The organism is Micromonospora sp. NPDC049274, from assembly GCF_040678875.1.
GTDB lineage: Bacteria > Actinomycetota > Actinomycetes > Mycobacteriales > Micromonosporaceae > Micromonospora.
Genome location: NZ_JBFAQS010000001.1, coordinates 702,569 through 725,783, shown reverse-complemented (window position 1 = coordinate 725,783; position 23,215 = coordinate 702,569). Strand labels below are relative to the sequence as shown.

Sequence of the window (23,215 nt, the reverse complement as noted above, 5' to 3'; positions counted from 1 at the left end):
ATGCGCCGCCGACGGATCGGTGACGCGCCGTGAGCTACGCGAAGGTGCTCTGCGTGGGGCTGGTCGGCGTCACCGGCCACCTCGTCGAGGTCGAGGCGGATCTGGCCGCCGGCCTGCCGGCCGTGGTGATCTCCGGCCTGCCGGACACCGCCCTGCACGAGGCCCGCGACCGGGTCCGCGCCGCCGTCGTCAACTCGGGTCAACGCTGGCCGAACCGGCGGATCACGCTGAACCTGCTGCCCGCGACGCTGCCGAAGTTCGGCTCGGCGTTCGACCTGGCCATCGCCGCCGCGCTACTGGGCGGCTCGGGTGAGCTGCCGCTGCTTCCGCTGGAGGGTGTCGTGGTCCTCGGCGAGCTGGGCCTGGACGGGACGGTCCGACCGGTGCGCGGGGTGCTGCCGATGGTCGCCGCTGCCGCCAGGGCCGGCGTCGAGCGGGTCATCGTGCCGACCGGCAACGCCGCCGAGGCCGCGGTCATCCCCGGTGTACGGGTGCGAGCGGTGGACACGCTGCACCGGTTGGTCGCCTTCGTGCGCGACGGCACTCCGCTGATCGAACCACCGCCGGACGCCCCGGCACCGGCTCCCGTCGGCCCGGACCTCGCCGAGGTCGCCGGGCAGGCGCTGGGCCGGCGCGCGCTGGAGGTCGCCGCGGCGGGTGGGCACCACATCGCTCTGCTCGGCCCTCCCGGTGCGGGCAAGACGATGCTTGCCGAGCGGCTGCCGTCACTCCTGCCCGAGCTGGACGACGACGCGGCGCTGGAGGTGACCGCGCTGCACTCGATCGCCGGGCTGTTGCCGCCGGGCGGTCGACTGCTGCGCCGCCCGCCTTTCCAGGCACCGCACCACACCGCGACGGTCCCGTCCCTCGTCGGCGGCGGTTCCGGGATGGCCCGCCCCGGCGCGGTGTCCCTGGCCCACCGTGGGGTGCTCTTTCTGGACGAGGCGCCGGAGTTCAGCAAGGGCGCGCTGGAGGCGCTGCGCCAGCCGCTGGAGGACGGTCGCATCCTCCTCAGCCGCAGCGGGGGCGGCACCGAGTACCCGGCCCGCACCCAACTGGTGCTGGCCGCCAATCCGTGCCCCTGCGCGAAGCCGTCCGGCGACTCGTACTGCGAGTGCTCGCCGCTGGCCCGCCGCCGCTACCTGGGCAAGCTCTCCGGGCCGTTGCTCGACCGGATCGACGTGCAGGTGCGGCTGATGCCCGTGCGGGCGGCAGAGCTGATGGCGTCCGGTGGCGACGCCGAGTCCTCGGCCACAGTCGCCACCCGGGTCGCTGCGGCCCGTCGCGCGGCGGCCAGCCGCTGGGCCGGCCTCGGACGGCGACTCAACGCCGAGGTGGACGGCCCGCTCCTGCGCCGCCCGCCGTGGCGACTACCGGCGCTGGTCACCGCCGAGCTGCGCGGCCGGCTCGACTCGGGCTCGCTCTCGGCGCGGGGCTTCGACCGGGTGATCCGGATGGCGTGGACCATCGCGGACCTGGACGGCCGGGACCGGCCCGACCGCGAGGACGTACGAGAGGCGATCCAACTACGGACAGGGGAGGCGGCGTGAGCGCCGACAAGGAGAGCAGGCTGGCCCGGGTGGCGTTGACCTGGTTGGCCGAGCCGGGCACCCGTGCGGTGCACCAGTTGGTCGACCGGCTGGGTCCGGTGGCGACACTGGAGCTGTTGCTCGACGGCGGCAGCCCCGATGGCTGGCTGCACAGCACGGTGGCCGCCCGGTCGGCCGCAGGTGACGCGCGGGCGGTCGCCGCCGAAGCGTTGGAGAGGGCCGACCGGCTCGGCGCCCGCCTGGTCACCCCCGACGACGAGGAGTGGCCGGCCCGGGTCGACGGTCTGAAAACGCTCCGATTGCCGGACGGCACCCGCCGGGTGGACGTTGAGACCGCGCCGCCGCTCTGCTTCTGGGTACGCGGTGCCTGGCCGCTGGGCGAGGCGTTGGAGCGCTCGGTGGCGGTGGTCGGCGCGCGGGCGGCCACCGGTTACGGTCAGCACGTCGCCACGGAACTGGGGTACGGCCTGGCCGAGCGGGACTGGACAGTCGTCTCCGGTGGCGCGTTCGGCATCGACGCCGCCGCGCACCGGGGTGCCCTCAACGCCGGCGGGTTGACCGTCGCGGTGCTGGCCTGCGGGGTGGACCGGCCCTATCCCATGGGCAACACCGCGCTCTTCGACCGGATCGCCGACACCGGGCTGCTGGTCAGCGAGTGGCCACCCGGTGCCGAGCCGCTACGCCCCCGGTTCCTGATCCGCAACCGGGTCATCGCCGGGGGCACCCTCGGCACCGTCGTGGTGGAGGCGTCGGCACGCAGCGGCGCGACGCAGACCGCCCGGCGGGCCATCCACACCGGGCGGGTCGCGATGGTGGTGCCCGGGCCGGTGACCTCGGCGATGTCCGTCGGTGCCCACGAGCTGCTACGGGAGTGCTCCAAGGCGCGGCTGGTCACCGGGTTGGCGCACGTACTCGAGGAGGTAGGCCGGATCGGCGCGGACCTGGCCCCGCTGGCCCGTGGCCCGCAACGGCCCGGCGACGACCTGGACGACGACGCTCGGTCGATGTTGGAGGCGCTGCCCCGCCGGGGCGTACGGGGTGTGGACGCGCTCGCCGCACGCGCCGGCCTGAACGTGCGTACCGCGCTGCGCAAGCTGTCGTTGCTGGAGGAACTGTCCATGGTGGTGCGCCGCGACGACGGCTACGCCCTCGCCCCGACCACCAAACCGAAGGGCGGTGCATGAGCGGTCACGGATGGCGACACCGGCACCAGAGTGACGCCGACGCTGGCGTGGCCGGCTATGCGGGACTCTCGGCCGTACGCTGGTGCCGTGCCAGCTGTCAGTGAGGGTGCACAGGCCGCGGGGCGGACAACCACCGCGCCGCCCCCATCGGCGCGGCAGCCGTGAGCCGGCCCAGCCGGGGCACCCGGGTCACTCACCAGGAGCTACCGCCGGCGCTGCGGGACGCGGTCGACGACTTCGCCGAGCACCTCGCCCAGGTCCGCAACCGGTCGGCGCACACCGTCCGCGCGTACGTGACCGACGTGGTCGCGATGCTCGACCACGCCGTGCGGATGGGCTGCCTGGAACTGGCCGAGCTGGACCTCTCGGTGCTGCGGAGCTGGCTGGCCCGGCAACGAACCACCGGCGCCGCCCGTACGTCGCTGGCCCGCCGGGCCGCCTCGGCACGGGCGTTCAGCGCGTGGGCGCACCGCGCCGGGCTGCTCCCCGCCGACGTGGGCGCCGCACTGGCCAGCCCTCGTGCCCACCGGGAGCTGCCCGGCGTCCTCCGCGCCGACCAGGCCGCCGCCCTGATGGAGGCACCGGCCCGGAAGCCGACGACCGCACACGGCACGACCTCGACGGAACCGCCCGCCTACGGCACCACCCCGACCGGAACGACCGCCCATGACACGGCCGCGACGGGTGCGCCCACGGATGCCACGGCCACGGCGGGGAAGACCGCAGACGCCACGGCCACGACGGGAAAGACTGCGGACAACACGGCGACAACGGATGCGGCGCCGGCCGGGGCAGCGACGACGGGAGCCGCCGTCGACGCGACGGATACGGCGGCCGCCGAGGCGGTGCTGTTGCGCGACCGGGTGCTGCTGGAGCTGCTGTACGCGACAGGCGTGCGGGTCAGCGAGGCGTGCGGGCTGGACGTCGGGGACGTCGACCACGGCCGCCGGGTGATCCGGGTGTTGGGCAAGGGCGGGCGGGAGCGTGCGGTGCCCTACGGCGTGCCCGCGCAGCGGGCGTTGGACGACTGGCTGCGCGGGGGCCGACCGGTGCTGGCGATCCCCCGCTCCGACGACGCGCTGCTGCTCGGGGCCCGCGGTGGCCGGCTCAACCCGACGACGGCGCGACAGATCGTCGGTGGGTACGCCGAGACGGCCGGCCTCCCACGCACCAGCCCGCACGGGTTGCGCCACTCCGCCGCCACCCACCTGCTGGAGGGCGGCGCCGACCTGCGCGCCGTGCAGGAGCTGCTCGGCCACTCGTCGTTGGCCAGCACGCAGATCTACACCCACGTCTCGGTGGAACGGTTGCGCGCCGCCTACCGGCAGGCACACCCCCGCGCCTGATCAGAGGCCGAGAGGTCGGGCCGCTCGACGGTTACGATCATCGGGTGAGCGTCCCGCAGCCCCCCGAGCCGATCCCGGGCGCCCGCCTGCTCTTCTCCCTGGACCCGGCGGTCAGCCATCTCAACCACGGCTCGTTCGGCGCGGTGCCGATCGGCGTGCAGCGCGCTCAGCAGCGGCTGCGCGACGAGATGGAGGCGAACCCGCTGCGCTTTTTCACCCAGGGGCTCGTCGACCGGATCGCGCACACCCGCCGGCATCTCGCCGGGTTCCTGGGCGCCGACCCGGACGGCAGTGCGCTGATCGGCAACACCACCACCGGCGTCGCCGTGGTGCTCCAGTCGGTGGGCCTGCAACCCGGTGACGAGGTGCTCAGCACCGACCACGGGTACGGGGCGGTGAGCCTGGCCATCCAGCGGGAGTGCCGCCGCACCGGCGCGGTCAGCCGCGTTCTGCCCATCCCGCTGGCCGCCACCGACGAAGAGATCGTGCAGATCATCCGGGCCGGCCTGCGCCCGGGGCAGACGCGACTGCTCGTCGTCGACCAGCTCACCTCCGCCACCGCCAAGCTCTTCCCGATCGCCGCCATCGTGGGGGTGGCCCACGAGAACGGCGTGCCCGTCCTGGTGGACGCGGCACACGCCCCCGGCATGCTCTCCACCACGGTCGCGAGCATCGGCGCGGACTTCTGGGCGGGCAACCTGCACAAGTGGGGCTACGCCCCGCGCGGCACCGCGCTGCTGGCGGTGGCCCCGCAGTGGCGGGACCGGATCGAGCCACTGGTGGTCTCGTGGGAGCAGGAAGCCGGCTTCCCGGCCCGAATCGAATGGCAGGCCACCCTCGACTACACCTCCTGGCTGGCGGCCCCGGCGGGCCTGTTCACGCTGCGCAGCCTCGGCGTCGACCGGGTCCGGGAGCACAACGCCGCGCTCGCCGCGTACGGCCAGCGGGTGGTGGGGGACGCCCTGGGGGTGGCGCCCTCCGATCTGCCCGACCCCGGCGGGCCGGGGGTGGCTCTGCGTCTCATCCCGCTGCCGGCCGGCACGGGCACCACGATCGACGCGGCGCGTGCGTTGCAGGCGCGGATCGGTGAGCGGCTCGCCGCCGAGGTCGCGGTGATGAGCTGGGCCGGCCGGGGATGGCTGCGGCTCACCGGCCAGGTCTACAACGCCGCCGACGAGTACGAACGGCTGGCCGTGCGGCTGCCGGCGCTGCTCGCCCAGCGCTGACCCGACCCCGCTCACCGAGCGGAAGCAGGCGCACCGGGCCGAGGCCGAGCAGGGCCAGCGGGTCGAGATATTCCTCGCCCCGCCGCAGGCCCCAGTGCAGGCACGCCTCGGCCGGGCAACCCGGATGCCCGGGCAGCAGCTCGCCCAGCGGCGTGCCGGTGGTGACCGGCTGGCCGGGGCGTACCGCCGGTTGAACCGGTTCGTGGGTGGTCCGAAGCCCGTTTGTGTGCCCCACGGTGACCACCGGGCGGCCGGCCACCAGGCCGGCGAAGAGCACGGTGCCCGGCCCGGCGCTGCGGACCACCGCTCCGGCCGGGGCGGCCAGATCGACGCCACGGTGCCCCGGCAGCCACGGTCGGGGCGGCGGGTCGAACCGGCGCACCGGACGAGGCGGCCCGTCGACCGGCCAGCGGAACCGTTCAGTGGGCATCGGGTCGGTGGTCGCCGGGTCGGCGACCGGGACGGTCCGGGCGGCGACCGGCACGATCGGCGTCGGTGGTTGGCCCGGCACCGCAGCCACCAGCACCGCCAGCCCGCAGAGCTGGACGGTCAGGGCGAACGGAAGCGCGGCGCAGAGCAGCAGTGTGCGGCGGATCGAACGGACGAATGGCTGTCGCATGACGGCAGCCTCCGGCCGAGGCGGGGCGTCCGCGACCCCGACCGAGGGAACTGTGGACAACCGGAGGTGCTGTGGACGACCACCCAACGGCTCCGGTGATCTGTTAGGTGGACGCTGTCCCCCGGCCCGACCAGCTCACCACCACTGGGCGGTCAGACAGGGCCTAGGCTGGGCCGGGTACGGCGGGTGCCGCCGTCTGCACCGGGGAGGCCGCGCATGACCACTGTCGATGACCGGACGCCGAGGGCGGCCGACGTGAGCGGCCCGTCGCGGCTCGCCGGCCCCGACGAGGCGATCAGTGCCGACGAGTTGCAGCTCGCCGCCCGCAACCACGGCCTTCCGCTGGAGGCGCTGCGCTACGACGTCACCCCGGCCGGGCTGCACTATCTGCTGATCCACTACGACATCCCGGAGGTGGATCCGGCGACGCACGCCCTGACGCTCGCCGGCGCGGTCGACAGGCCGCTGACCGTCACCCTGGCCGACGTGCGCGAGCGACCACGGGTAACCCACCGGGTCACCCTGGAGTGCGCCGGCAACGGCCGGGCTCTGCTGCATCCCCGGCCGGTGAGCCAGCCCTGGCTGGTCGAGGCGGTAGGCAACGCCGAGTGGACCGGCACGCCCCTCGCTCCGCTGCTGCGCGAGGCGGGCCTGGGCGCCGACGCGGTCGACGTGGTGTTCACCGGCGCCGACCACGGCGTCGAGCGCGGTGTCGAGCAGGACTACCAGCGGGCGCTGCCGGTGGCCGACGCGCTGCGCGAGGAGGTGCTGCTGGCGTACGAGATGAATGGCGCTCCCCTGCTGCCGCAGCACGGCGCCCCGCTACGGCTGATCGTGCCGGGCTGGTACGGCATGGCGCACGTCAAGTGGCTGCACTCGATCGAGGTCCGGACGGAGCCGTTCGAGGGCTACCAGAACGCGGTGGCGTACCGGCTGCGTCGCGACGCCGACGACCCGGGCGTGCCGGTCACCCGGATCGAGCCGCGCGCGCTGGTCCGCCCGCCGGGCTTTCCCGACTTCATGACGCGCCGCCGGGTGCTGCCTCCGGGACCGTGCACTCTGGACGGTCGGGCGTGGTCGGGGCACGCACCGGTGGTCGCGGTGGAGGTGAGCGTCGACGGCGGGGCGAGCTGGGCGCCGGCCGAGCTGGACCCGGCGACGGGCGGGGAGTTCGCCTGGCGGCGGTGGCGACACGAGTGGACGGCGACGCCCGGCCGGTACGTCCTCAGCGCACGGGCGACCGACGCGTCCGGGCGGACCCAGCCGGTCGAGCAGCCGTGGAACCGTGGTGGCTTCGCCAACAACCTGGTGCAGCGCGTCGAGGTCGTGGTGCCGGCCGAGTGACCGGCGCGGTGGGCAGCGCCACGGATGGGGGGACCGTGGCGTGGCCGAGGGTCGTCAGCCGCCGAAGCCGGAGTCGGCGGGCAGCGAGATGTCGGGCTTCTCCAGCTCCTCGACGTTGACGTCCTTGAAGGTCATCACCCGGACGTTCTTCACGAAGCGGGCCGGACGATACATGTCCCACACCCAGGCGTCGTGCATCTCGACCTCGAAGTAGACCTCGCCGTCGGAGTTGCGCACGTGCAGGTCGACCTGGTTGGCCAGGTAGAACCGGCGCTCCGTCTCCACCACGTAGGAGAACTGGCGGACAATGTCGCGGTACTCCCGGTAGAGCTGCAGCTCCATCTCGGTCTCGTACTTCTCGAGATCTTCCGCGCTCATCGCACTCCGCCTTCCATGACCACATCTTCCCCCACCGGCGCCGGAGGCCGAGCCTGCTCGCCCAACGCCACGCCGACGGTACCCCCTGACGCCCAGGAGCGCTCCATCGGCTCGTCCGACGCCGGGCCGACGGGCCGTCGGGCGCGCGGCGGTCGGCCGTCACGGCCGGAGACGGCGGCGACATTGACGTACGAGAAGCGGTGCTCCCGGCACGGTCCGTGCTCCCGCAGCGCCGCGCTGTGCTCCGGGGTGATGTAGCCCTTGTGCTCGGCGAAGCCGTACGACGGGAACACCCCGTCCAGCTCCACCATGATCCGGTCCCTGGTGACCTTGGCGAGCACGCTGGCCGCCGCCACACACGCGGCCACCCGGTCGCCCTTCCACACCGCGAGCCCCGGCACCCCGAGACCGTCCACGCCGAAGCCGTCGGTCAACACGTACTCCGGGCGGGTGGTGAGCGAGGCGAGCGCCCGGCGCATCGCGGCGAGGTTGCACACGTGCAGCCCCCGGGCGTCGACCTCGTCGGCCGGGATGACCACCACGGCGTACGCCAGGGCACGGTCCACGACCTCGGCGTACACCCGCTCCCGGCTGGCCGGGGTGAGCAGCTTGGAGTCGGCCAGCCCGTCGATCTCGCCGCGTCGCCCCTCCGGCAGCACCGCCGCGGCGGCGACCAGCGGGCCGGCGCAGGCACCCCGGCCGGCCTCGTCGGCGCCGGCCACGTGCCGGAAGCCGCGCCGTTGCAGCGCCCGCTCCAGCGCGTACAGGCCGGCTTCCCGGCGCACGACTGTGCGCGGCGGGGTCAGCACGGTCCCTCTTCGGAGCGTGCCTCGGCGGCCGGCGGCAGGAGCCGGGCCAGCAGGTCGGTCAGCTCGGGCGGGTAGTACCGGTCGCCGCTGGCGGCCAGCTCGGCCGGCAACCACCAGCGGTGACCGGCGATGCTGCGCTGCTCGACGTCGGTGAAGCCGACGGTGTCGACCTGCCACGACGGCACCCGCAGCAGAAAGAAGTCCTGCTCCTGGCGGTACCAGCCGCCGTCGAACGGAAACTCGGTCGTGTCGGAGAAGACGGGCTCGCCCAGGTCGGCGGGGGCGACCCGCAGCCCGGTCTCCTCGGTCAGCTCCCGTGCCGCGCCGGACGCCGGGGACTCCGCCTCGTCGAGCCCGCCGCCCGGCGTGAACCAGTAGCGATGCTCGGGGCGGGCCGGGTCGAAGCCCGCGAACAGCAGGACCCGACCGGCCCCGTCGACGAGCAGCACCCGGGCCGCGCGTCGAGGGGTGTAGACACGGTCGGCACTGTTCGCGCCTGCGGGGCTCGCAAGCTCACTCCTCGCGCTCACGGTCACCGCACCAGCCTGCCAGACGCGCGGTCGATCGCCCATGCCCCCGCCGGTTCTACGGCTTGGGGATGCCGTCGAACCCGTCGGGCACGGTGAGCCAGGTGGCCCTGTTCACGGGCCAGAAGACGGTGAACGCCCGCCCGACGACCTCACCCTCGGGGATGGTGGCCTCGGTGATGTTCTGGTTGGACTGCTGCCAGTGCTCCAGCGAGTCACCCGAGGCCGACCGGTGGTCGCCCATCACCCACAGCCGCCCCTTCGGCACGGTGATGTCGAACTCCTGGTCGGCCGGCTTGTCGCGGACCCCGTCGATCGAGAAGATGTACGGCTCGTCGAGCGACTTTCCATTGATCATCAACCGTTCCTGCGGGTCGCAGCAGACCACGTGGTCGCCGCCGACGCCGATCACCCGCTTGATGAAGTCCTCACCGTCGGGGTTGCCGCTCCACTCGGTGGGCGCCTTGAACACGATCACCTCGCCGCGATGCGGTGAGCGGAAGTCGTAGACCAGCTTGTTGACCAACACCCGGTCATCGATCTTGAGAGTGTTCTCCATGGACGGGGAGGGGATGAAGAAGGTCTGCAGCACGAAGGCGCGGACCAGCACCGCGACCAGGATCGCCACACCCAGCAGGATCGGCAGTTCCTTCCAGAAGGAGCTGCGCGGCTTGTCGGTCTGCTCGTCAATCACGCCAAGGAGCCTACGTTGCCGGACCGGACGGCACCGTCCGGAACGCGCGGGAACCCCTCAGCGCGGCCACCAACGGGAGTATCAGCAGCACACCGCCCTGTGGGGACGGCCGGACCGGAGGCGCACCGGAGGCGGCCGTGGCCGGCGCGGCCACGTCGTCGAAGGTCGACGGCACCGACAGCCCGGCCCAGCGCGACGACGGCCAGACCACCATGAACGCCCGGCCGACCACGTTGTCGATCGGCACCGGCCCCTGGCAGCGCGCGTCCTGGGAGACCTCGCGGTGATCGCCCATCACGAAGATCTGCCCCGGGGGTACGACCACCTCGTCGAAGCGCCGGGACCGGCACTCCTGCGGATTCGGTGGCAGATCCAGCGGGGAGTCGCGCAGCACGTACGGCTCGTTGAGCGGGGTCCCGTTCACGGTGACCCGGCCCTGGGAGTCGCAGCACTTCACCCGGTCACCGGGCACGCCGATCACCCGCTTGATGAAGTCCTTCTCGCCGGGACGGCTCACCCCGACCAGATCCCCGACGGTGCGGGCCACCTTGCCGGCGAACCCGGGCTCCGGCTGCTCGTCGACCTGCGGCGCCCAGCGGTCGGTGCCCCGGAACACCACCACCTCGCCGCGCTCCGGATCCCGAACGTCGTAGACGACCTTGTTGACCAGCACCCGATCGCCGATCAGGAGGGTGTCCTCCATCGAACCGGACGGGATGAAGAACGCCTGGAGCAGGAACGTGCGGATCAGCACCGCGAGGCAGAACGCCACCACCAGTAGCAGTGGAAGCTCCTGCCAGAGGGGCATCTGGCGGCGGCCGCGGCGCACCCGCCGGCGCCACGGATCGACGGTGCCGTCCTCGTCAAGCGTCTGCACCACGCCACTCCCCGGTCCACAGAAACACCACCGCCCGGGAGCCTCGTCGAGGCTCCACGGGCGGTAGTGGACGGCTGCCCGCCACATTGGCGGGGTCGCCGCCTGGCTGCGCCCGTACGACCAGGGTAGTGCGGTCCGGTCGGTACGGCATACGCGCAGCTCAGGCGGCGTGGCGAGCGGGAAGTCAGCTGGGCTGCTTCTCCCGCTTCTCCTTGATCTTGGCCTTCTTGCCGCGCAGCTCGCGCAGGTAGTAGAGCTTGGCGCGACGCACGTCACCGCGGGTCACGATCTCGATCCGGTCGATGCCCGGGCCGTTGAGCGGGTAGGTCCGCTCGACGCCGACGCCGAAGCTGACCTTGCGGACCGAGAAGGTCTCGCGCAGACCGTCACCCTGGCGGCGGATCACGACGCCCTGGAAGATCTGGACACGGGACCTGTTGCCCTCGACGACCCGCGCGTGCACCTTGACGGTGTCACCGGCACGGAAGTCGGGAAGGTCGGTCCGCTTCGACTGGGCGTCAAGGGCGTCCAGGATGTTCATCGCTGCGTCCTCGTAAGGCTCACGGCGCACCGTCACTCGGTGCGCGGGTGGGTGATTCTGATTCCCGGGTGGTGGTCGGCGAACCGACCCCGGTCGGGGATCCTCGCAGCCGCCCGCGGGCGCGGACGGATGCGGCAACCCCCCTACTTTGCCACATCCCCCGGTGGTGGCTGAAATCCGGCCCGTTCCAGCGCCGCGATGTCCCGTTTGTCGAGCCGCTCGGGCGGCAGCGCGGCCAGCAGGTCCGGGCGCTGGGCCGCGGTCCGCAGCAGCCCCTCCTCGCGCCGCCAGCGCGCGATCTTGCCGTGGTCGCCGGAGCGGAGCACCTCCGGGACGTCGTGTCCGCGCCAGCTCGGCGGCTTCGTGTAGATCGGGGCCTCCAGCAGCCCGTGCGCGTGCGACTCCTCGTCCAGCGAGCCGGCGTTGCCCAGCACCCCGGGCAGCAGCCGGGTGACCGCCTCGAGGATCACCAGCACCGCGACCTCGCCGCCGAAGAGGACGTAGTCGCCGAGCGACACCTCGGTGACCGGCATCCGGGTGGCGGCGTGCGCCAACACCCGCTGGTCGATCCCCTCGTACCTGCCGCAGGCGAAGAGCAGGTGCGGCTCGGCGGCCAGCTCGTGCGCCATGGCCTGGGTGAACGGGACGCCCGCCGGGGACGGCACGAGCAGCCGGGGTGGCGGGGCCTCGGCCGGGGCGAGGGCGTCCAGCGCCGCGCCCCACGGCTCGGGGCGCATCACCATGCCCGGGCCGCCGCCGTAGGGGGTGTCGTCGACCGTGCGGTGCACATCGTGGGTCCAGGACCGCAGGTCGTGCACGGCGAGCTGGAGTACGTCGTTGGCCCGGGCACGACCGATCAGCGACAGGTCCAGTGGGGCGAAGTACTCCGGAAAGATCGACACGACGTCGACGCGCATGCGGGGTGGTCCTAAAGGTCGAGCAGTCCGGCCGGCGGGTCGACGATCACGCGTCCACCGGCCAGGTCGACCTCCGGGACGATCGCCCGGACGAACGGGATCAACGCGGTACGCCCCTCGGGGCGCCGCAGCACCAGCAGGTCGGACGAGGGCGCGTGGTCGATCCGGGCGACCTCGCCGAGCTGCTCGCCGGCAGGGGTGACCACGGCCAGACCCACCAACTGGTGGTCGTGGAACTCCTCCGGGTCCTCCGGAGGCGCCACGTCGGCGCTGTCCACCACGAGCAGGGTCCCGCGCAGCGCCTCGGCGGTGTTGCGGTCCAGGATGCCCTCGAAAGCGATAAGCACCCGACCCTGGTGGAAGCGGGCTTCCTCGATGGTCAGCTTCGCGGGAACCCGGAACGGCACCCCGGGCTCGTCGGTGGTGGGAGGGGGTGTCGCCCCCGGCTCGGTGCGCAGCACCGCACCGGGGGCGAACCGTGCTTCGGGTTCGTCGGTCCGCACTTCCACGGTGACCTCACCGCGGACACCGTGCGGCTTGCCGATCCTTCCGACGACGAGCTGCATCAGTACGAGTCGACGATGTCGACGCGTACCCCGCGCCCGCCGATGGAGCCGATCACCTGACGCAGTGCCTTGGCGGTCCGGCCGGACCGCCCGATCACCGTGCCGAGGTCCTCGGGGTGCACGCGGACTTCCAGCCGCTTGCCCCGACGGGAATCGACCATCCGGACCCGGACGTCATCCGGGTGATCGACGATGCCCTTGACCAGGTGCTCCAACGCCGGACGCAGAGGCATGTCAGGCCTGCTCACCGGCGTCGGCAGCGGGGGTCTCGGCCGGAGCCTCGGTCGCCGGAGCGGCCTCGGCCTTCGGGGCCTCGGCCGGAGCCTCGGCAGCCTTGGCGGCCTTCTTGGCCGGCTTGGCCGGGGTCTCCGGGGCGAGACCGGCGGCGGCCTTCGCCTCAGCCTCGTACGCCGCCTTGCGGTCGGCCCGCTCGGGGGCGACCTTCAGCGGCGGCGGGGCCGGCAGGCCCTTGTACTTCTGCCAGTCACCGGTCAGCTCCAGCAGCCGCTGCACCGCCTCGCTCGGCTGAGCGCCGACGGACAGCCAGTACTGGACCCGCTCCGACTTGACCTCGATGATCGAGGGGTCTTCCTTGGGCTGGTAAACCCCGACGAACTCGATCGCCCGGCCGTCGCGCTTGGTGCGCGAGTCGGCAATGACGATGCGGTACTGCGGGTTGCGGATCTTGCCCATCCGCAGGAGCCGGATCTTTACGGCCACAGTTGTTTCGCTCCTGTTGCGATCTCACCAGCCCGCTATGGGCGGTGTGCGTGGGTGAGCGCCGACCGGACCCGTGGGGTTGGGCCGGAGACTACTCGGTGGACTAGCGACGTGCCCGGGTTAGAGGGCGCCGGACGCGCGCCGGATACCAGCGACCCATTCTGCCAGATCCGATGCCGATGTCTCGCATCGGACCCGGACACCGCGCCGCCGGTGACCCGGAACACCTCTCAGCGCACCGGCGGACGGGCCCAGCCGGGCGGAAGTTCGTCCGGTACGTCCCACTCCGCCGGCGGGGTGAAATCGCACCAGGTGCCGTCGAACGGAAACTCACCCGCCTCGGCGAGCGCGATCACCCGCTCCCCCTCGGCGCGGACCGCCTTCTCGTCGGTCACCCAGTAGTCCTCCGGGAAGGCGAGACGTTCGACGAACTCGTCCTCGTCCTTCCACTGCCAGGTGCGGTCCGGGGTGACCACCACGTCCAGGTCCTGGTCGATCACGTCGACGCCGGCCACCGGTCCGTCGTCCCAGCGGACGCCGGGCTCCTCCAGGTTGACGTACCAGTGGCTGAACCGGCCCGCCGCGTCGCGGAACCACCAGACGGAGTGCGCCGCGCCGGTGGGCAGGAACTTCAACAGCGGCGGCCCGTTCCAGCGCCCCTGCGCGAGCTGGTAAGTAGGCGTGATCCAGTCGGCGAACGGCAGCCCCCGCATGGTCCGGCCGACCTCGTTCACCTCGTGCGCCACCGGCGAGCCCTCCGCGACCCATAGCAGCAGCCCCCGCTCGTCGTCGAGGACGACCCGCGCCGGCCGGACCCACCCGATCCGCCCCCGCCGCACGTTCCGGTGCAGGATCAGCCGGCCTGACTCGAAACGGTCGGCGGTCACCTCAGTAGGCGCGGGCGAGGATGGCGACCAGGTCGGGCTCGTCCTCCGAGTCCGGTACCGAGCCGTCGGCGCGCAGCAGGCAGCGCACCGTCACGCCCTGAGCGTTCGCCTCGGCCTCGCCGGCCACGCCGACAGCCGACCACGGCACCCGCGCCCAGCCGGTCGCGGCCGCCTCGATCGCCTCGGCCAGGGTGGCCACCTCGACCGTGCGCGACAACCGGTGGGCGAGCGCCTGGTCGTGCAGCACCTGCTGATCGGCCTCCAACGCCGCCAGCACCGCGCCGACCACGTCGGCCACCGGCGTCGGCGACTTCGACCCGTCGGTACGACGGACCACAGTCGCGTTGCCGACGGCCAGGTCACGGGGGCCGACCTCCACGCGTACCGGATAGCCGCGCAGCTCGGCGTCGACGGCCCGGCGGCCGAACGCGGTGTCGGTCCGCTCGTCGAGCGCGACCCGGACACCGGCGTCGCGCAGGCCGTCGCGCAGCTTGGCCGCCGCCTCCGCGACGCCCTCGCCGTCCTTGACGATCATGATGTACGCCTGGATGGGGGCCAGCCTGGGCGGCACCCGCAGGCCGTTGTCGTCGCCGTGGGCCATGATCAGACCGCCGAGCATCCGGGTCGACGTGCCCCAGGAGGTCGTCCACGCGTGCTCGCGACCGCCCTCCTTGGCGGAGTAGCTGATGTCGAACGCCTTGGCGAAGTTCTGACCCAGCTCGTGGCTGGTGCCCAACTGCAGCGCCTTGCCGTCGCCCATCATGCCTTCGCAGGTGTACGTGGCGGTGGCCCCGGCGAAGCGCTCACGGGTCGTCTTCAGGCCCACCACCACCGGAATGCCGAGCACGTTGACCATCAGATCCTCGTACGCCTCGTGCAGGATCCGCCGCGCGTAGGCGCGGGCGTCCTCGCGGGTGGCGTGCGCGGTGTGCCCCTCCTGCCAGAGGAACTCGCTGGTGCGCAGGAAGATCCGCGGACGCAGCTCCCACCGGACCACGTTCGCCCACTGGTTGAGCAGCAGCGGCAGGTCCCGGTACGAGTCGATCCACTTGGCCATGAACTCGCCGATCACCGTCTCGCTGGTGGGGCGCACCACCACCGGCTCGGCGAGCGGCTTGCCACCACCGTGGGTGACGACCGCCAGCTCCGGCGAGAAGCCCTCGACGTGCTGGGCCTCACGCTTGAGGTAGCTCTCCGGGATGAACAGCGGGAAGTACGCGTTCTCCGCCCCGGCGGCCTTGATCCGGGCATCCATCTCGAGCTGCATGCGCTCCCAGATGGCGTAGCCGGCCGGACGGATGACCATGGTGCCGCGGACTGGGCCGTTGTCGGCCAGCTTCGCCTTGGCGATCAGGTCCTGGTACCAGCGGGGGAAATCCTCCGCACGGGGAGTGAGCACGCGTGCCATGACCGCACATCCTATGCGCCACGCGGGGCGCCCCGCGCCCGGGAGTCGCCACGCCGCGCAACGCGCCCTCCGGGCAGCGCTCACCCCGCACCCCGCACCCCGCACCCCGCACCCCGCACCCCGCACCAAGATCCGCGCAACTTCCCGGATGTTGCTGCCTCGGGCGCGCGGGAGGCAGCAACATCCCCGATGTTGCGCGGATCTTCCTGATTGGCCCGCCGTTGGTCTCGCCGCCCATCACGATCGTGCTCGATCCTGGATGTAGTGGTCTCCCCTCGATGCCGAGGCCACTACATCCTGGTTCGGGCGCGATCTTGCGCCGCACACGGCGCGGCGTGACCCGACCCGGCGCGGCGTGACCCGACCCGGCGCGGCGTGACCCGACCCGGCGCGGCGCGACCCGACCCGGCGCGGCGCGACCCGACGCGGCGCGACCCGACGCGGCGCGACCCGACGCGGCGCGGCGCGGCGCGGCGTGACCCGACCCGGCGCGGCGCGACCCGACGCGGCGCGGCGCGGCGCGGCGTGACCCGACCCGGCGCGGCGCGCCACTCCTGAGGATCAGCGGACGACGCGACCGCGCAGGATCGTGCGGGACGGGGCACGGACGACGCGCAGGTCGTGGCGGGGGTCCTCGGGGTAGACGGTCAGGTCGGCGAGGCCGCCCTCGACCAGGCCCGGGAAGCCGAGCCATTCGCGGGCGCCCCAGGAGGCGGCGGCGAGCACGTCGATCGGCGTCATGCCGGCCCGGTCGTGCAGCAGCAGCATCTCCTCGGCAGCCAGCCCGTGGTCGATGCCACCACCGGCGTCGGTGCCCACGTAGATCGGTACGCCCGCCTCGTGCGCGGCCCGCACCACCTCGGGAAAACGGTCGCGCAGCGCGAGCATGTGCTCGGCGTACCCGGGAAACTTGGCGCGCGCCTGCTCGGCGATGCCCCCGAAGGTCGCGATGTTGATCATCGTGGGGACCAGCGCGGTGCCCTGGCGAGCCATCTCGTCGATCAGGTCGAGACTCAGGCCGGTGCCGTGTTCCACCGAGTCCACCCCGGCGCGCACCATGATCTCGACGGCCGACTCGGAGAAGGTGTGCACCGCGGCGCGTACCCCGGCGTCGTGCGCCGCCCGCACGGCGGCGGTGAGGGTGTCGGCGTCCCAGGCCGGCGCGAGGTCGCCCACGCCCCGGTCGATCCAGTCGCCGACCAGCTTGACCCAGCCGTTGCCGGCCCGCGCCTGCGCGGCCACCGTCGCGGCCACCTCGGCCGCGCCGACCTCGACCCCGATATCGCGCAGGTAGCGCTTCGGGGGCGCGACGTGCCGGCCGGCGCGAGCCAGTCGCGGCAGGTCCGGTTCGTCGTCCAATTCGGGGTACGGGTACGGCGAGCCGGCGTCGCGGATCGCCAGCACCCCGGCGTCCCGGTCGACGTGGGCCAGCTCGCGGGCCTGGTCGAGCGAGGTGATCGGGGCGCCACCGCGGGCGATGCCGATGTGGCAGTGCGCGTCGACAAGCCCCGGCAGCACGTAGCCGCCGTCCACGACGGTCTCCGCGCCGGCCACGGGGGTGAAGGTCACCCGGTCGCCGACCAGCCAGAGATCCCGGACCTCGTCGTCGGGGAGCAGCACACCGCGCACATGAAGAGCCATGCGCACAGTCCTACCCGATCACCTCTTCGCCCGTTCGAGGACCTCCTGTCGGCGGCGCGACATGACCCTAAGCAACGAGCACGTCGCCCACCGTCACCGACACGCGTCAGCGCGGGCCCTTGTCGCCGCCCTTGCCGAGCTTGTTGAAGTCGATCTTCGGAAGCTTGAAGCCGGGCGGCAGGCCCTGGCCGCCAGCGAGGTCGTTCGGGTCCATTCCCGGCGGGAGCTGCGGCATGCCACCTGGGAACCCGCCCGGAAGGCCGGCGCCGGCGCCCGTACGCGGACGACCGCCGCCCTTGGTGCCCTTGCGCTTGTTCTTCGGGGACTTGGTCGCCTTGCGCCGGCCGCCGCCGGGCAGGCCCATCATGCCGCCCATCTGCTTCATCATCTTCTGCGCGTCGGCGAAGCGGTTGAGCAGCTGGTTGACGTCCATCACTGTGACACCGGAGCCGTTGGCGATGCGCGCCCGGCGGGAACCGTTGATGATCTTCGGGTTGGTGCGCTCGCCCGGGGTCATCGACCGGATGATCGCGGTGACCCTGTCGAAGTGGCTGTCGTCCAGCTCGGCGAGCTGGTCCTTCATCTGCCCCATGCCCGGCATCATGGCCAGCACGTTGGCGATCGGACCCATCCGCCGCACCGCGATGAGCTGATCGAGGAAGTCGTCAAGCGTGAACTGCTCGCCGCCCATCAGCTTGGCGGTCATCTTCTCCTTCTGATCGGAGTCGAAGGCCTGCTCGGCCTGCTCGATCAGAGTGAGGACGTCGCCCATGCCGAGGATCCGGCTGGCCATCCGGTCGGGGTGGAAGACGTCGAAGTCCTCCAACTTCTCACCGGTGGACGCGAACAGGATCGGCTGCCCGGTCACCTCGCGCACGGAGAGCGCGGCGCCACCACGGGCGTCGCCGTCGAGCTTGGAGAGCACCACGCCGGTGATGCCGACGCCGTCGCGGAACGCCTCGGCCGTGCGGACGGCGTCCTGACCGACCATCGCGTCGATGACGAAGATGACCTCGTCCGGGTTGACGGCGTCGCGGATGTCGGCGGCCTGCTGCATCATCTCGGCGTCGATGCCGAGGCGGCCGGCGGTGTCGACGATGACGATGTCGCGGGCGGCGCGCTTCGCGTGCTCGATCGAGGCGCGGGCCACCTGCACCGGGTCGCCGGTGCCGTTGCCGGGCTCCGGGGCGTACACCTCGACGCCGGCCCGACCACCGAGCACCTGGAGCTGCCCGACGGCGTTGGGGCGCTGGAGGTCGGCGGCGACCAGCAGCGGCTGGTGTCCCTGACCCTTGAGCCAGCGGGCCAGCTTGCCGGCCAGGGTGGTCTTACCGGAACCCTGGAGACCGGCCAGCATGATCACGGTCGGCGGCTGCTTGGCGAACTGGAGCCGCCGGCCCTCACCGCCGAGGACGTTGATCAGCTCTTCGTTGACGATCTTGATGATCTGCTGGGCGGGGTTGAGCGCCTGGGAGACCTCGGAGCTGCGGGCCCGCTCCTTGACGGCCGCGATGAAGCCCTTGACCACCGGCAGCGCGACGTCCGCCTCCAGCAGCGCGAGGCGGATCTCGCGCGCGGTGGCGTCGATGTCGGCGTCGGTGAGCCGCCCCTTGCCGCGGAGCTTGGTGAAGATCCCGGACAGGCGGTCACTCAAGGTGTCAAACACGCGAACATCCCGTTTGTCAGTGTTCCGGCGGGCACAACGCGGCCGGCACTGCGGAGTCCGACCACCGCTAGGGTAACCGCCCAGCCGCAGGGCCGCTCTCGCCCGGCCCGGCCCGCTTCCCGGGCCTTATTCCACGACCAGACCCGACTGGTACGCGAAAACCACGAGCTGGGCCCGGTCCCGGGCTCCCAGCTTGCCCATCGCCCGGCTGACGTGGGTCCGCGCGGTCGCCGGGCTGACCACCAACCGGGCGGCGATCTCCTCGTTGTTCAGGCCCTCACCGACCAGGCCGACAACCTGACGCTCCCGATCGGTGAGGGTGTCCAGCCGCGGGTGCGGCCGGGGCGCCCGCGACGGCCTGGTGGCGAACTCCCGCACCACCCGCCGGGTCACCGACGGCGACAGCAGCGCCTCCCCCTCGGCGACCAGCCGGATGGCGCGCAGCAGCTCCGGCGGCCGGGTGTCCTTGGTGAGGAACCCGCTCGCGCCGTGCCGCAGCGCGTCGAAGACGTACTCGTCCAGCTCGAAGGTGGTGAGCACCACCACCCGCGTACCGGTCAGGTCGGGATCGGCGACGATCCGGCGCGTCGCCTCGATCCCGTCGATACCGGGCATCCGGATGTCCATCAGCACCACGTCCGGCCGAATCTGGCGGGCCAGCTCCACGGCTCGCAGCCCGTCGGCAGCCTCACCGGCGAGCGCCAGGTCGTCCTCGCTCTCCACAAGCGCGCGCAGACCGAGGCGGACCAGGTCCTGGTCGTCGGCGATCAGCACCCGGATCACGCGGGCGGCTCCACGGGCAGCCGGGCCAGGACGCGGAACCCGCCGTCCGGACGCGGCCCGATCGTCAGCCGCCCGCCCAGCGCGGCCACCCGCTCCCGCATACCGGCCAGGCCGTGCCCCCCGCCCTCCTCGTCGGTCGCGTCGAACGAACCGGCAGGGACCCCGACGCCACGGTCGGCGACCTCCACCGTCACCTCGTCGGCCCGGTAGCCGACGGTCACCTCCGCGCGGGCCACCCCGGCGTGCCGCAGCACGTTGGTCAACGCCTCCTGCACCACCCGGTACGCGGCCAGGTCCACCGCCGCTGGCAACTCCCGAGGCTCGCCGTCGTGGCGCAGGTCGACGGCGAGACCGGCGCCGGCCAACCGGTCGCACAGCGCCGGGAGCCGGGCCAGCCCCGGCACCGGCTCGCGTTCCGCGCCGCGGCGCACCGCGCCCAACGTGACCCGGAGCTCGTCGAGCGCCTCCCGGCTGGTGCGACCGATCGCGGTCAGCGCGACCTCCGCCTGCTCCGGCCGTTTCGGCAGCAGATGCAGGGCGATCTCCGCCTGCATGCTGATCGCGGCCAACCCGTGCCCCACCACGTCGTGCACCTCCTGTGCGATGCGCAGCCGCTCCTCGTCGGCCTGCCGCCGGGCCTGCGCGACACGATCACGTGCCTGCTCGGCGCGGCTGCGAGCGGCGGCCTCGCGGTTGACCCGCACCACCACGCCCGCAGCGAACGGTACGACAGCCCAGGCCGACGCGGGGAGCACTCCGGTCCAGCCCGGCGCCGGGCCTCGGGACCAGAAGACGTGCGCCAGCAGCACCACGAACGCGCCGACGGTGGCGAGCGCCGCCGGGCGCACCGGCAGCCGCAGGGCCACGGTGAACACCGCGACCAGGAACGTGAGCAGGATCGGCCCGTACGGATAGCCGAGCACCAGGTACGTCGTGGTGGCCAGGGTGACCACGGCGAGGACGGCGACCGGTGCGCGCCGCCGACCGACGAGCGCCAGCGCCGCGACGGCGATCAGCACCCGACAGACGGCGTCCACAGGCCTCGACCCCGGCTGGTTGGCCCCCGCGAGCCCGCTGGCGAGTTGGCCGAACCCGAGCAGCGCCAGGGCGAGCACGGCGTCACCCGCCACGTCCGGCCACGCCCGCCACCCGTTCCATCGCATGGCCGTCATTCTGCCCGCGGCCACGCCCTCTGACGTGCGTCCACGAGCGGCACCGCCCGTACGCCCCCGGGCGTACCACCCACTCAGACGGCGGCGAGGATGGCCGCCTCCAGGCGGGCCCGGGTGGCGTCGTCCGGCCAGCCACCCACCAGGTAGAACGCGTCGACCACGTCGGCGCCCAGCGTGGAGATGCGCGCCGCGCGGACCAGGGCGCCCGCCTCGTCGAGCGCGCAGGCGACCCGGTAGAGCAGCCCGGCGGCGTCGGCCGCGCGAAGTTCGAGCAGCACGGCGTCGGTGGCGGCCTCGCGGTGCCAGACGACCCGGGGGGCGGCACCGCTGCCCCGGGCGGCGAGCGCTCGACCGCGCAGCCGTTGGGTGACGGACACGTCGCCGGCGACCGCGCGACGGAGGTCGGCGCGCAGCGGGACCGGATCGGCCGGCAGGCCGTAGCGGGGTTGCACCCGGCACTCGACCAGGGCTCGGCCGTCGACCACGGAGGCGTCCGCGGAGAGCACCTCCAGTCGGTGCAGGGCCAGGCATCCGGCCACCGTGGCGAGCAGGCCCCGTCGGTCGGCGGCGGCCACCGCCACCCGGTCCCCGGTCAGGTGGACGACAGGCAACGGGCCGGCCAGCAGCGCCGGATCCGGGGCGGGTGGCTCGGGCAGCACGCCGGTGTCCAGGGCGGTGCGGACGCGGGCGACAAGCTCGGCGACCAGCCGGCCCTTCCAGTCCGACCAGGCGGCCGGTCCGGTGGCCGCGGCGTCCGCCCGGACCAGCGCGTGCAGCAGGTCGAGGGTGCCGGTGTCGCCCACCGCCTCGGCGACCGACGCGATGGTGACCGGGTCGCCGAGGTCCCTGCGGGTGGCCACGTCGGGCAGCAGCAGGTGCAGCCGGACCAGCGTGCCGATCAGCTCGACCTCAGGGGCGGGCAGCCCGACCCGGGTCGCCACCGTCTCGGCCAGCGGCACCCCGACGGTGCTGTGGTCACCGGGCAGGCCCTTGCCGATGTCGTGCAGCAGAGCGCCGAGCAGCAGCAGGTCGGGGCGGTCCACCTCGCGGGCGTGCCGGCTGGCCTCGTGGGCGGCCTGCACGAGATGCCGGTCCAGGGTGTAGCGGTGCACCGGGTTGTGCTGGGGCAGGCTGCGCAGCCTGGTCCACTCGGGCAGCCAGCCGTCCACCAGCCCGTACCGGTCGCAGGTCTCCCAGGCCGGGACCAGGCCGGGACCGGCGCCGAGCAGCGTGGTCAGCGCGGCCCGGGCCTCGGCCGGCCAGGGCGCGGGCAGCGGCGGGCAGTACGCCGCCAGCCACTCGCAGGTGGCCCGGGCGATCGGCAGCCGGGTCGTGGCCGCCGCGGCGGCCACCCGCAGCGACAGGCTCGGGTCGGGGCGGGCGCCGATCGCCGTACGGGCCAGCACCAGCTCTCCGTCGTGTTCGACCACGTCCCGGGCCACGGGCCGGCGCACGGGAGGGCCGTTCCCGCCCCGGGATCGGCCGGAGCGCAGCCGGTCGGCGGCGCGGAAGGCGTCATCGAGGGCGTGGCTGACCGTGCGCGCGTCCCCGGCCACCCGACGGAGGAGTGCGTCGCCGTCCTCCACGCCGAGCAGCGCGGCGACACCCTCGCGTTCCTGGGCGACCAGCCGGTCGACCCGGCGACCGACCTGCTGGTGCAGGGCGTCGCGAGTGTCCAGCAGGCGCAGGTGGGCGGCGCGGACGGCGGGGCGCAGCGCGTCGGTGATGCCGGCTGCGGAGATCGCGCGCAGCAGTCCCACGTCGCGCAGCCCGCCGGCGGCCTCCTTCAGGTCACCTTCGAGGAGGAAGGCCAGTTCGCCGTGTGCCTGCCAGCGGGCGACGGTGACCTCCCGCAGGCCCGGCAGCTGCCGGACGGCGGTACGCCGCCAGTGGTCGGCGGCGGTGCGGATCAGGGCGTCCGCGAGCGCCTGGTCGCCGACCACCAGGCGGGCGTCGAGCAGCCCGAGGGCGACCTTGACGTCGTCCTGGGCCACCGACAGAGCCTCGGAGACGGTCCGCACCGAGTGGTCCAGGCGCAGGCCGGCGTCCCAGATCGGGTACCAGACCGAGGCCGCCAACTCGTCCGTGCCGGGCACCCCGGCGTGCAGCAGCACCAGGTCGAGGTCGCCGTAGGGGGCGCACTGCCGCCGCCCCAACCCCCCGACCGCCATCAGCGCGACCCCGTCGCGCGCCGGCAGCAGGCCGCGCAGAAATTCGTCGTACGCGGCCGCCCGCGCCCGGCGGGCGGCCTCCCCGATCCCCCCGGGTACGCCGACGACCTCGTTGATCAAGAGGTTCGCGTCGCCGTCACCGGCGTGCCCTGACGCGTCCTTCTTGATCAACGAGGTCATGTCGTCGTG

General features: G+C 73.4%; 23 protein-coding genes. 5 read left to right on the top strand and 18 right to left on the bottom strand.

Translation table 11 applies throughout. From position 1 onward, the window contains the following. The first annotated feature begins 29 nt into the window (after positions 1–29). From AB0K10_RS03325 to AB0K10_RS03310, 4 genes are all read left to right on the top strand, one after another. Positions 30–1,550: a YifB family Mg chelatase-like AAA ATPase gene (locus tag AB0K10_RS03325; protein ID WP_363679467.1), complete on the top strand. Its 1,521-nt coding sequence runs from the start codon at positions 30–32 to the stop codon at positions 1,548–1,550. Beyond that, the gene (gene dprA, locus AB0K10_RS03320) at positions 1,547–2,734 is read left to right on the top strand and encodes a DNA-processing protein DprA (protein ID WP_363679465.1); all 1,188 of its coding nucleotides are present in this window, start codon (positions 1,547–1,549) and stop codon (positions 2,732–2,734) included. Before AB0K10_RS03325 ends, dprA begins: the two co-directional genes overlap by 4 nt. 161 nt (positions 2,735–2,895) lie before the next feature. Then, positions 2,896–4,080: a tyrosine-type recombinase/integrase gene (locus tag AB0K10_RS03315; protein WP_363679463.1), complete on the top strand. Its 1,185-nt coding sequence runs from the start codon at positions 2,896–2,898 to the stop codon at positions 4,078–4,080. 44 nt (positions 4,081–4,124) lie between these two features. Further along, the gene (locus AB0K10_RS03310; RefSeq protein ID WP_363679461.1) at positions 4,125–5,306 is read left to right on the top strand and encodes an aminotransferase class V-fold PLP-dependent enzyme; all 1,182 of its coding nucleotides are present in this window, start codon (positions 4,125–4,127) and stop codon (positions 5,304–5,306) included. Here the strand turns inward: AB0K10_RS03310 and AB0K10_RS03305 are convergent. Further along, positions 5,227–5,925 carry a M23 family metallopeptidase gene (locus tag AB0K10_RS03305; protein WP_363679459.1) on the bottom strand — a complete coding sequence of 233 codons (699 nt, stop codon included), beginning with the start codon at positions 5,923–5,925 and terminating at the stop codon, positions 5,227–5,229. The two genes, AB0K10_RS03310 and AB0K10_RS03305, sit on opposite strands and share 80 nt — an antisense overlap. A 216-nt stretch (positions 5,926–6,141) precedes the next feature. On the opposite strand from AB0K10_RS03305, the gene AB0K10_RS03300 reads away from it, so the two are divergent. After that, positions 6,142–7,269: a sulfite oxidase gene (locus AB0K10_RS03300; RefSeq protein ID WP_363679457.1), complete on the top strand. Its 1,128-nt coding sequence runs from the start codon at positions 6,142–6,144 to the stop codon at positions 7,267–7,269. A gap of 54 nt (positions 7,270–7,323) precedes the next feature. Here the strand turns inward: AB0K10_RS03300 and AB0K10_RS03295 are convergent, their stop codons facing one another. The 17 genes from AB0K10_RS03295 to AB0K10_RS03215 form a co-directional block, all read right to left on the bottom strand. After that, complete coding sequence (locus AB0K10_RS03295; RefSeq protein WP_007075222.1) at positions 7,324–7,647, bottom strand: DUF2469 domain-containing protein; 324 nt, start codon at positions 7,645–7,647, stop codon at positions 7,324–7,326. Continuing rightward, a complete protein-coding gene (locus tag AB0K10_RS03290; RefSeq protein ID WP_363679455.1) occupies positions 7,644–8,456 on the bottom strand; it encodes a ribonuclease HII in 813 nt (270 codons plus the stop codon). Before AB0K10_RS03290 ends, AB0K10_RS03295 begins: the two co-directional genes overlap by 4 nt. Continuing rightward, positions 8,450–8,992: an NUDIX domain-containing protein gene (locus AB0K10_RS03285; protein ID WP_363679453.1), complete on the bottom strand. Its 543-nt coding sequence runs from the start codon at positions 8,990–8,992 to the stop codon at positions 8,450–8,452. The genes AB0K10_RS03290 and AB0K10_RS03285 overlap by 7 nt, the downstream gene beginning before the upstream one ends. Before the next feature lie 49 nt (positions 8,993–9,041). Beyond that, a complete protein-coding gene (lepB, locus tag AB0K10_RS03280; RefSeq protein ID WP_363679451.1) occupies positions 9,042–9,677 on the bottom strand; it encodes a signal peptidase I in 636 nt (211 codons plus the stop codon). A gap of 10 nt (positions 9,678–9,687) precedes the next feature. Continuing rightward, on the bottom strand, positions 9,688–10,557 hold the full coding sequence (gene lepB, locus AB0K10_RS03275; RefSeq protein ID WP_363679449.1) for a signal peptidase I: 870 nt from the start codon (positions 10,555–10,557) through the stop codon (positions 9,688–9,690). Between the two features lie 181 nt (positions 10,558–10,738). Continuing rightward, entirely contained in the window at positions 10,739–11,095 is a 357-nt protein-coding gene (gene rplS, locus AB0K10_RS03270) for a 50S ribosomal protein L19 (RefSeq protein ID WP_007456548.1), read from the bottom strand. 143 nt (positions 11,096–11,238) lie between these two features. After that, positions 11,239–12,012, bottom strand: a complete 774-nt coding sequence (gene trmD, locus AB0K10_RS03265; protein ID WP_358155257.1) for a tRNA (guanosine(37)-N1)-methyltransferase TrmD — start codon at positions 12,010–12,012, stop codon at positions 11,239–11,241. Between the two features lie 11 nt (positions 12,013–12,023). Further along, positions 12,024–12,578, bottom strand: coding sequence for a ribosome maturation factor RimM (rimM, locus tag AB0K10_RS03260; RefSeq protein ID WP_363679447.1), 555 nt, complete (start codon positions 12,576–12,578; stop codon positions 12,024–12,026). Beyond that, positions 12,578–12,838: an RNA-binding protein gene (locus tag AB0K10_RS03255; RefSeq protein ID WP_172862164.1), complete on the bottom strand. Its 261-nt coding sequence runs from the start codon at positions 12,836–12,838 to the stop codon at positions 12,578–12,580. The genes rimM and AB0K10_RS03255 overlap by 1 nt, the downstream gene beginning before the upstream one ends. Next, entirely contained in the window at positions 12,813–13,298 is a 486-nt protein-coding gene (gene rpsP, locus AB0K10_RS03250) for a 30S ribosomal protein S16 (RefSeq protein ID WP_344353339.1), read from the bottom strand. The genes AB0K10_RS03255 and rpsP overlap by 26 nt, the downstream gene beginning before the upstream one ends. Before the next feature lie 230 nt (positions 13,299–13,528). Beyond that, entirely contained in the window at positions 13,529–14,185 is a 657-nt protein-coding gene (locus tag AB0K10_RS03245) for a DUF402 domain-containing protein (RefSeq protein WP_363679444.1), read from the bottom strand. 1 nt (position 14,186) lies between these two features. Next, positions 14,187–15,593 carry a proline--tRNA ligase gene (proS, locus tag AB0K10_RS03240; RefSeq protein WP_363679442.1) on the bottom strand — a complete coding sequence of 469 codons (1,407 nt, stop codon included), beginning with the start codon at positions 15,591–15,593 and terminating at the stop codon, positions 14,187–14,189. A gap of 561 nt (positions 15,594–16,154) precedes the next feature. Next, the gene (locus AB0K10_RS03235) at positions 16,155–17,234 is read right to left on the bottom strand and encodes an amidohydrolase family protein (protein ID WP_363679440.1); all 1,080 of its coding nucleotides are present in this window, start codon (positions 17,232–17,234) and stop codon (positions 16,155–16,157) included. Positions 17,235–17,340: 106 nt separating this feature from the next. After that, positions 17,341–18,900, bottom strand: coding sequence for a signal recognition particle protein (gene ffh / locus AB0K10_RS03230; protein WP_363679438.1), 1,560 nt, complete (start codon positions 18,898–18,900; stop codon positions 17,341–17,343). Between the two features lie 126 nt (positions 18,901–19,026). Continuing rightward, a complete protein-coding gene (locus tag AB0K10_RS03225; RefSeq protein WP_363679436.1) occupies positions 19,027–19,683 on the bottom strand; it encodes a response regulator transcription factor in 657 nt (218 codons plus the stop codon). Next, positions 19,680–20,846: a sensor histidine kinase gene (locus tag AB0K10_RS03220; protein ID WP_363679434.1), complete on the bottom strand. Its 1,167-nt coding sequence runs from the start codon at positions 20,844–20,846 to the stop codon at positions 19,680–19,682. Before AB0K10_RS03220 ends, AB0K10_RS03225 begins: the two co-directional genes overlap by 4 nt. An 83-nt stretch (positions 20,847–20,929) precedes the next feature. Then, positions 20,930–23,206 carry a [protein-PII] uridylyltransferase gene (locus tag AB0K10_RS03215; protein ID WP_363679432.1) on the bottom strand — a complete coding sequence of 759 codons (2,277 nt, stop codon included), beginning with the start codon at positions 23,204–23,206 and terminating at the stop codon, positions 20,930–20,932. Positions 23,207–23,215 lie beyond the last annotated feature (9 nt).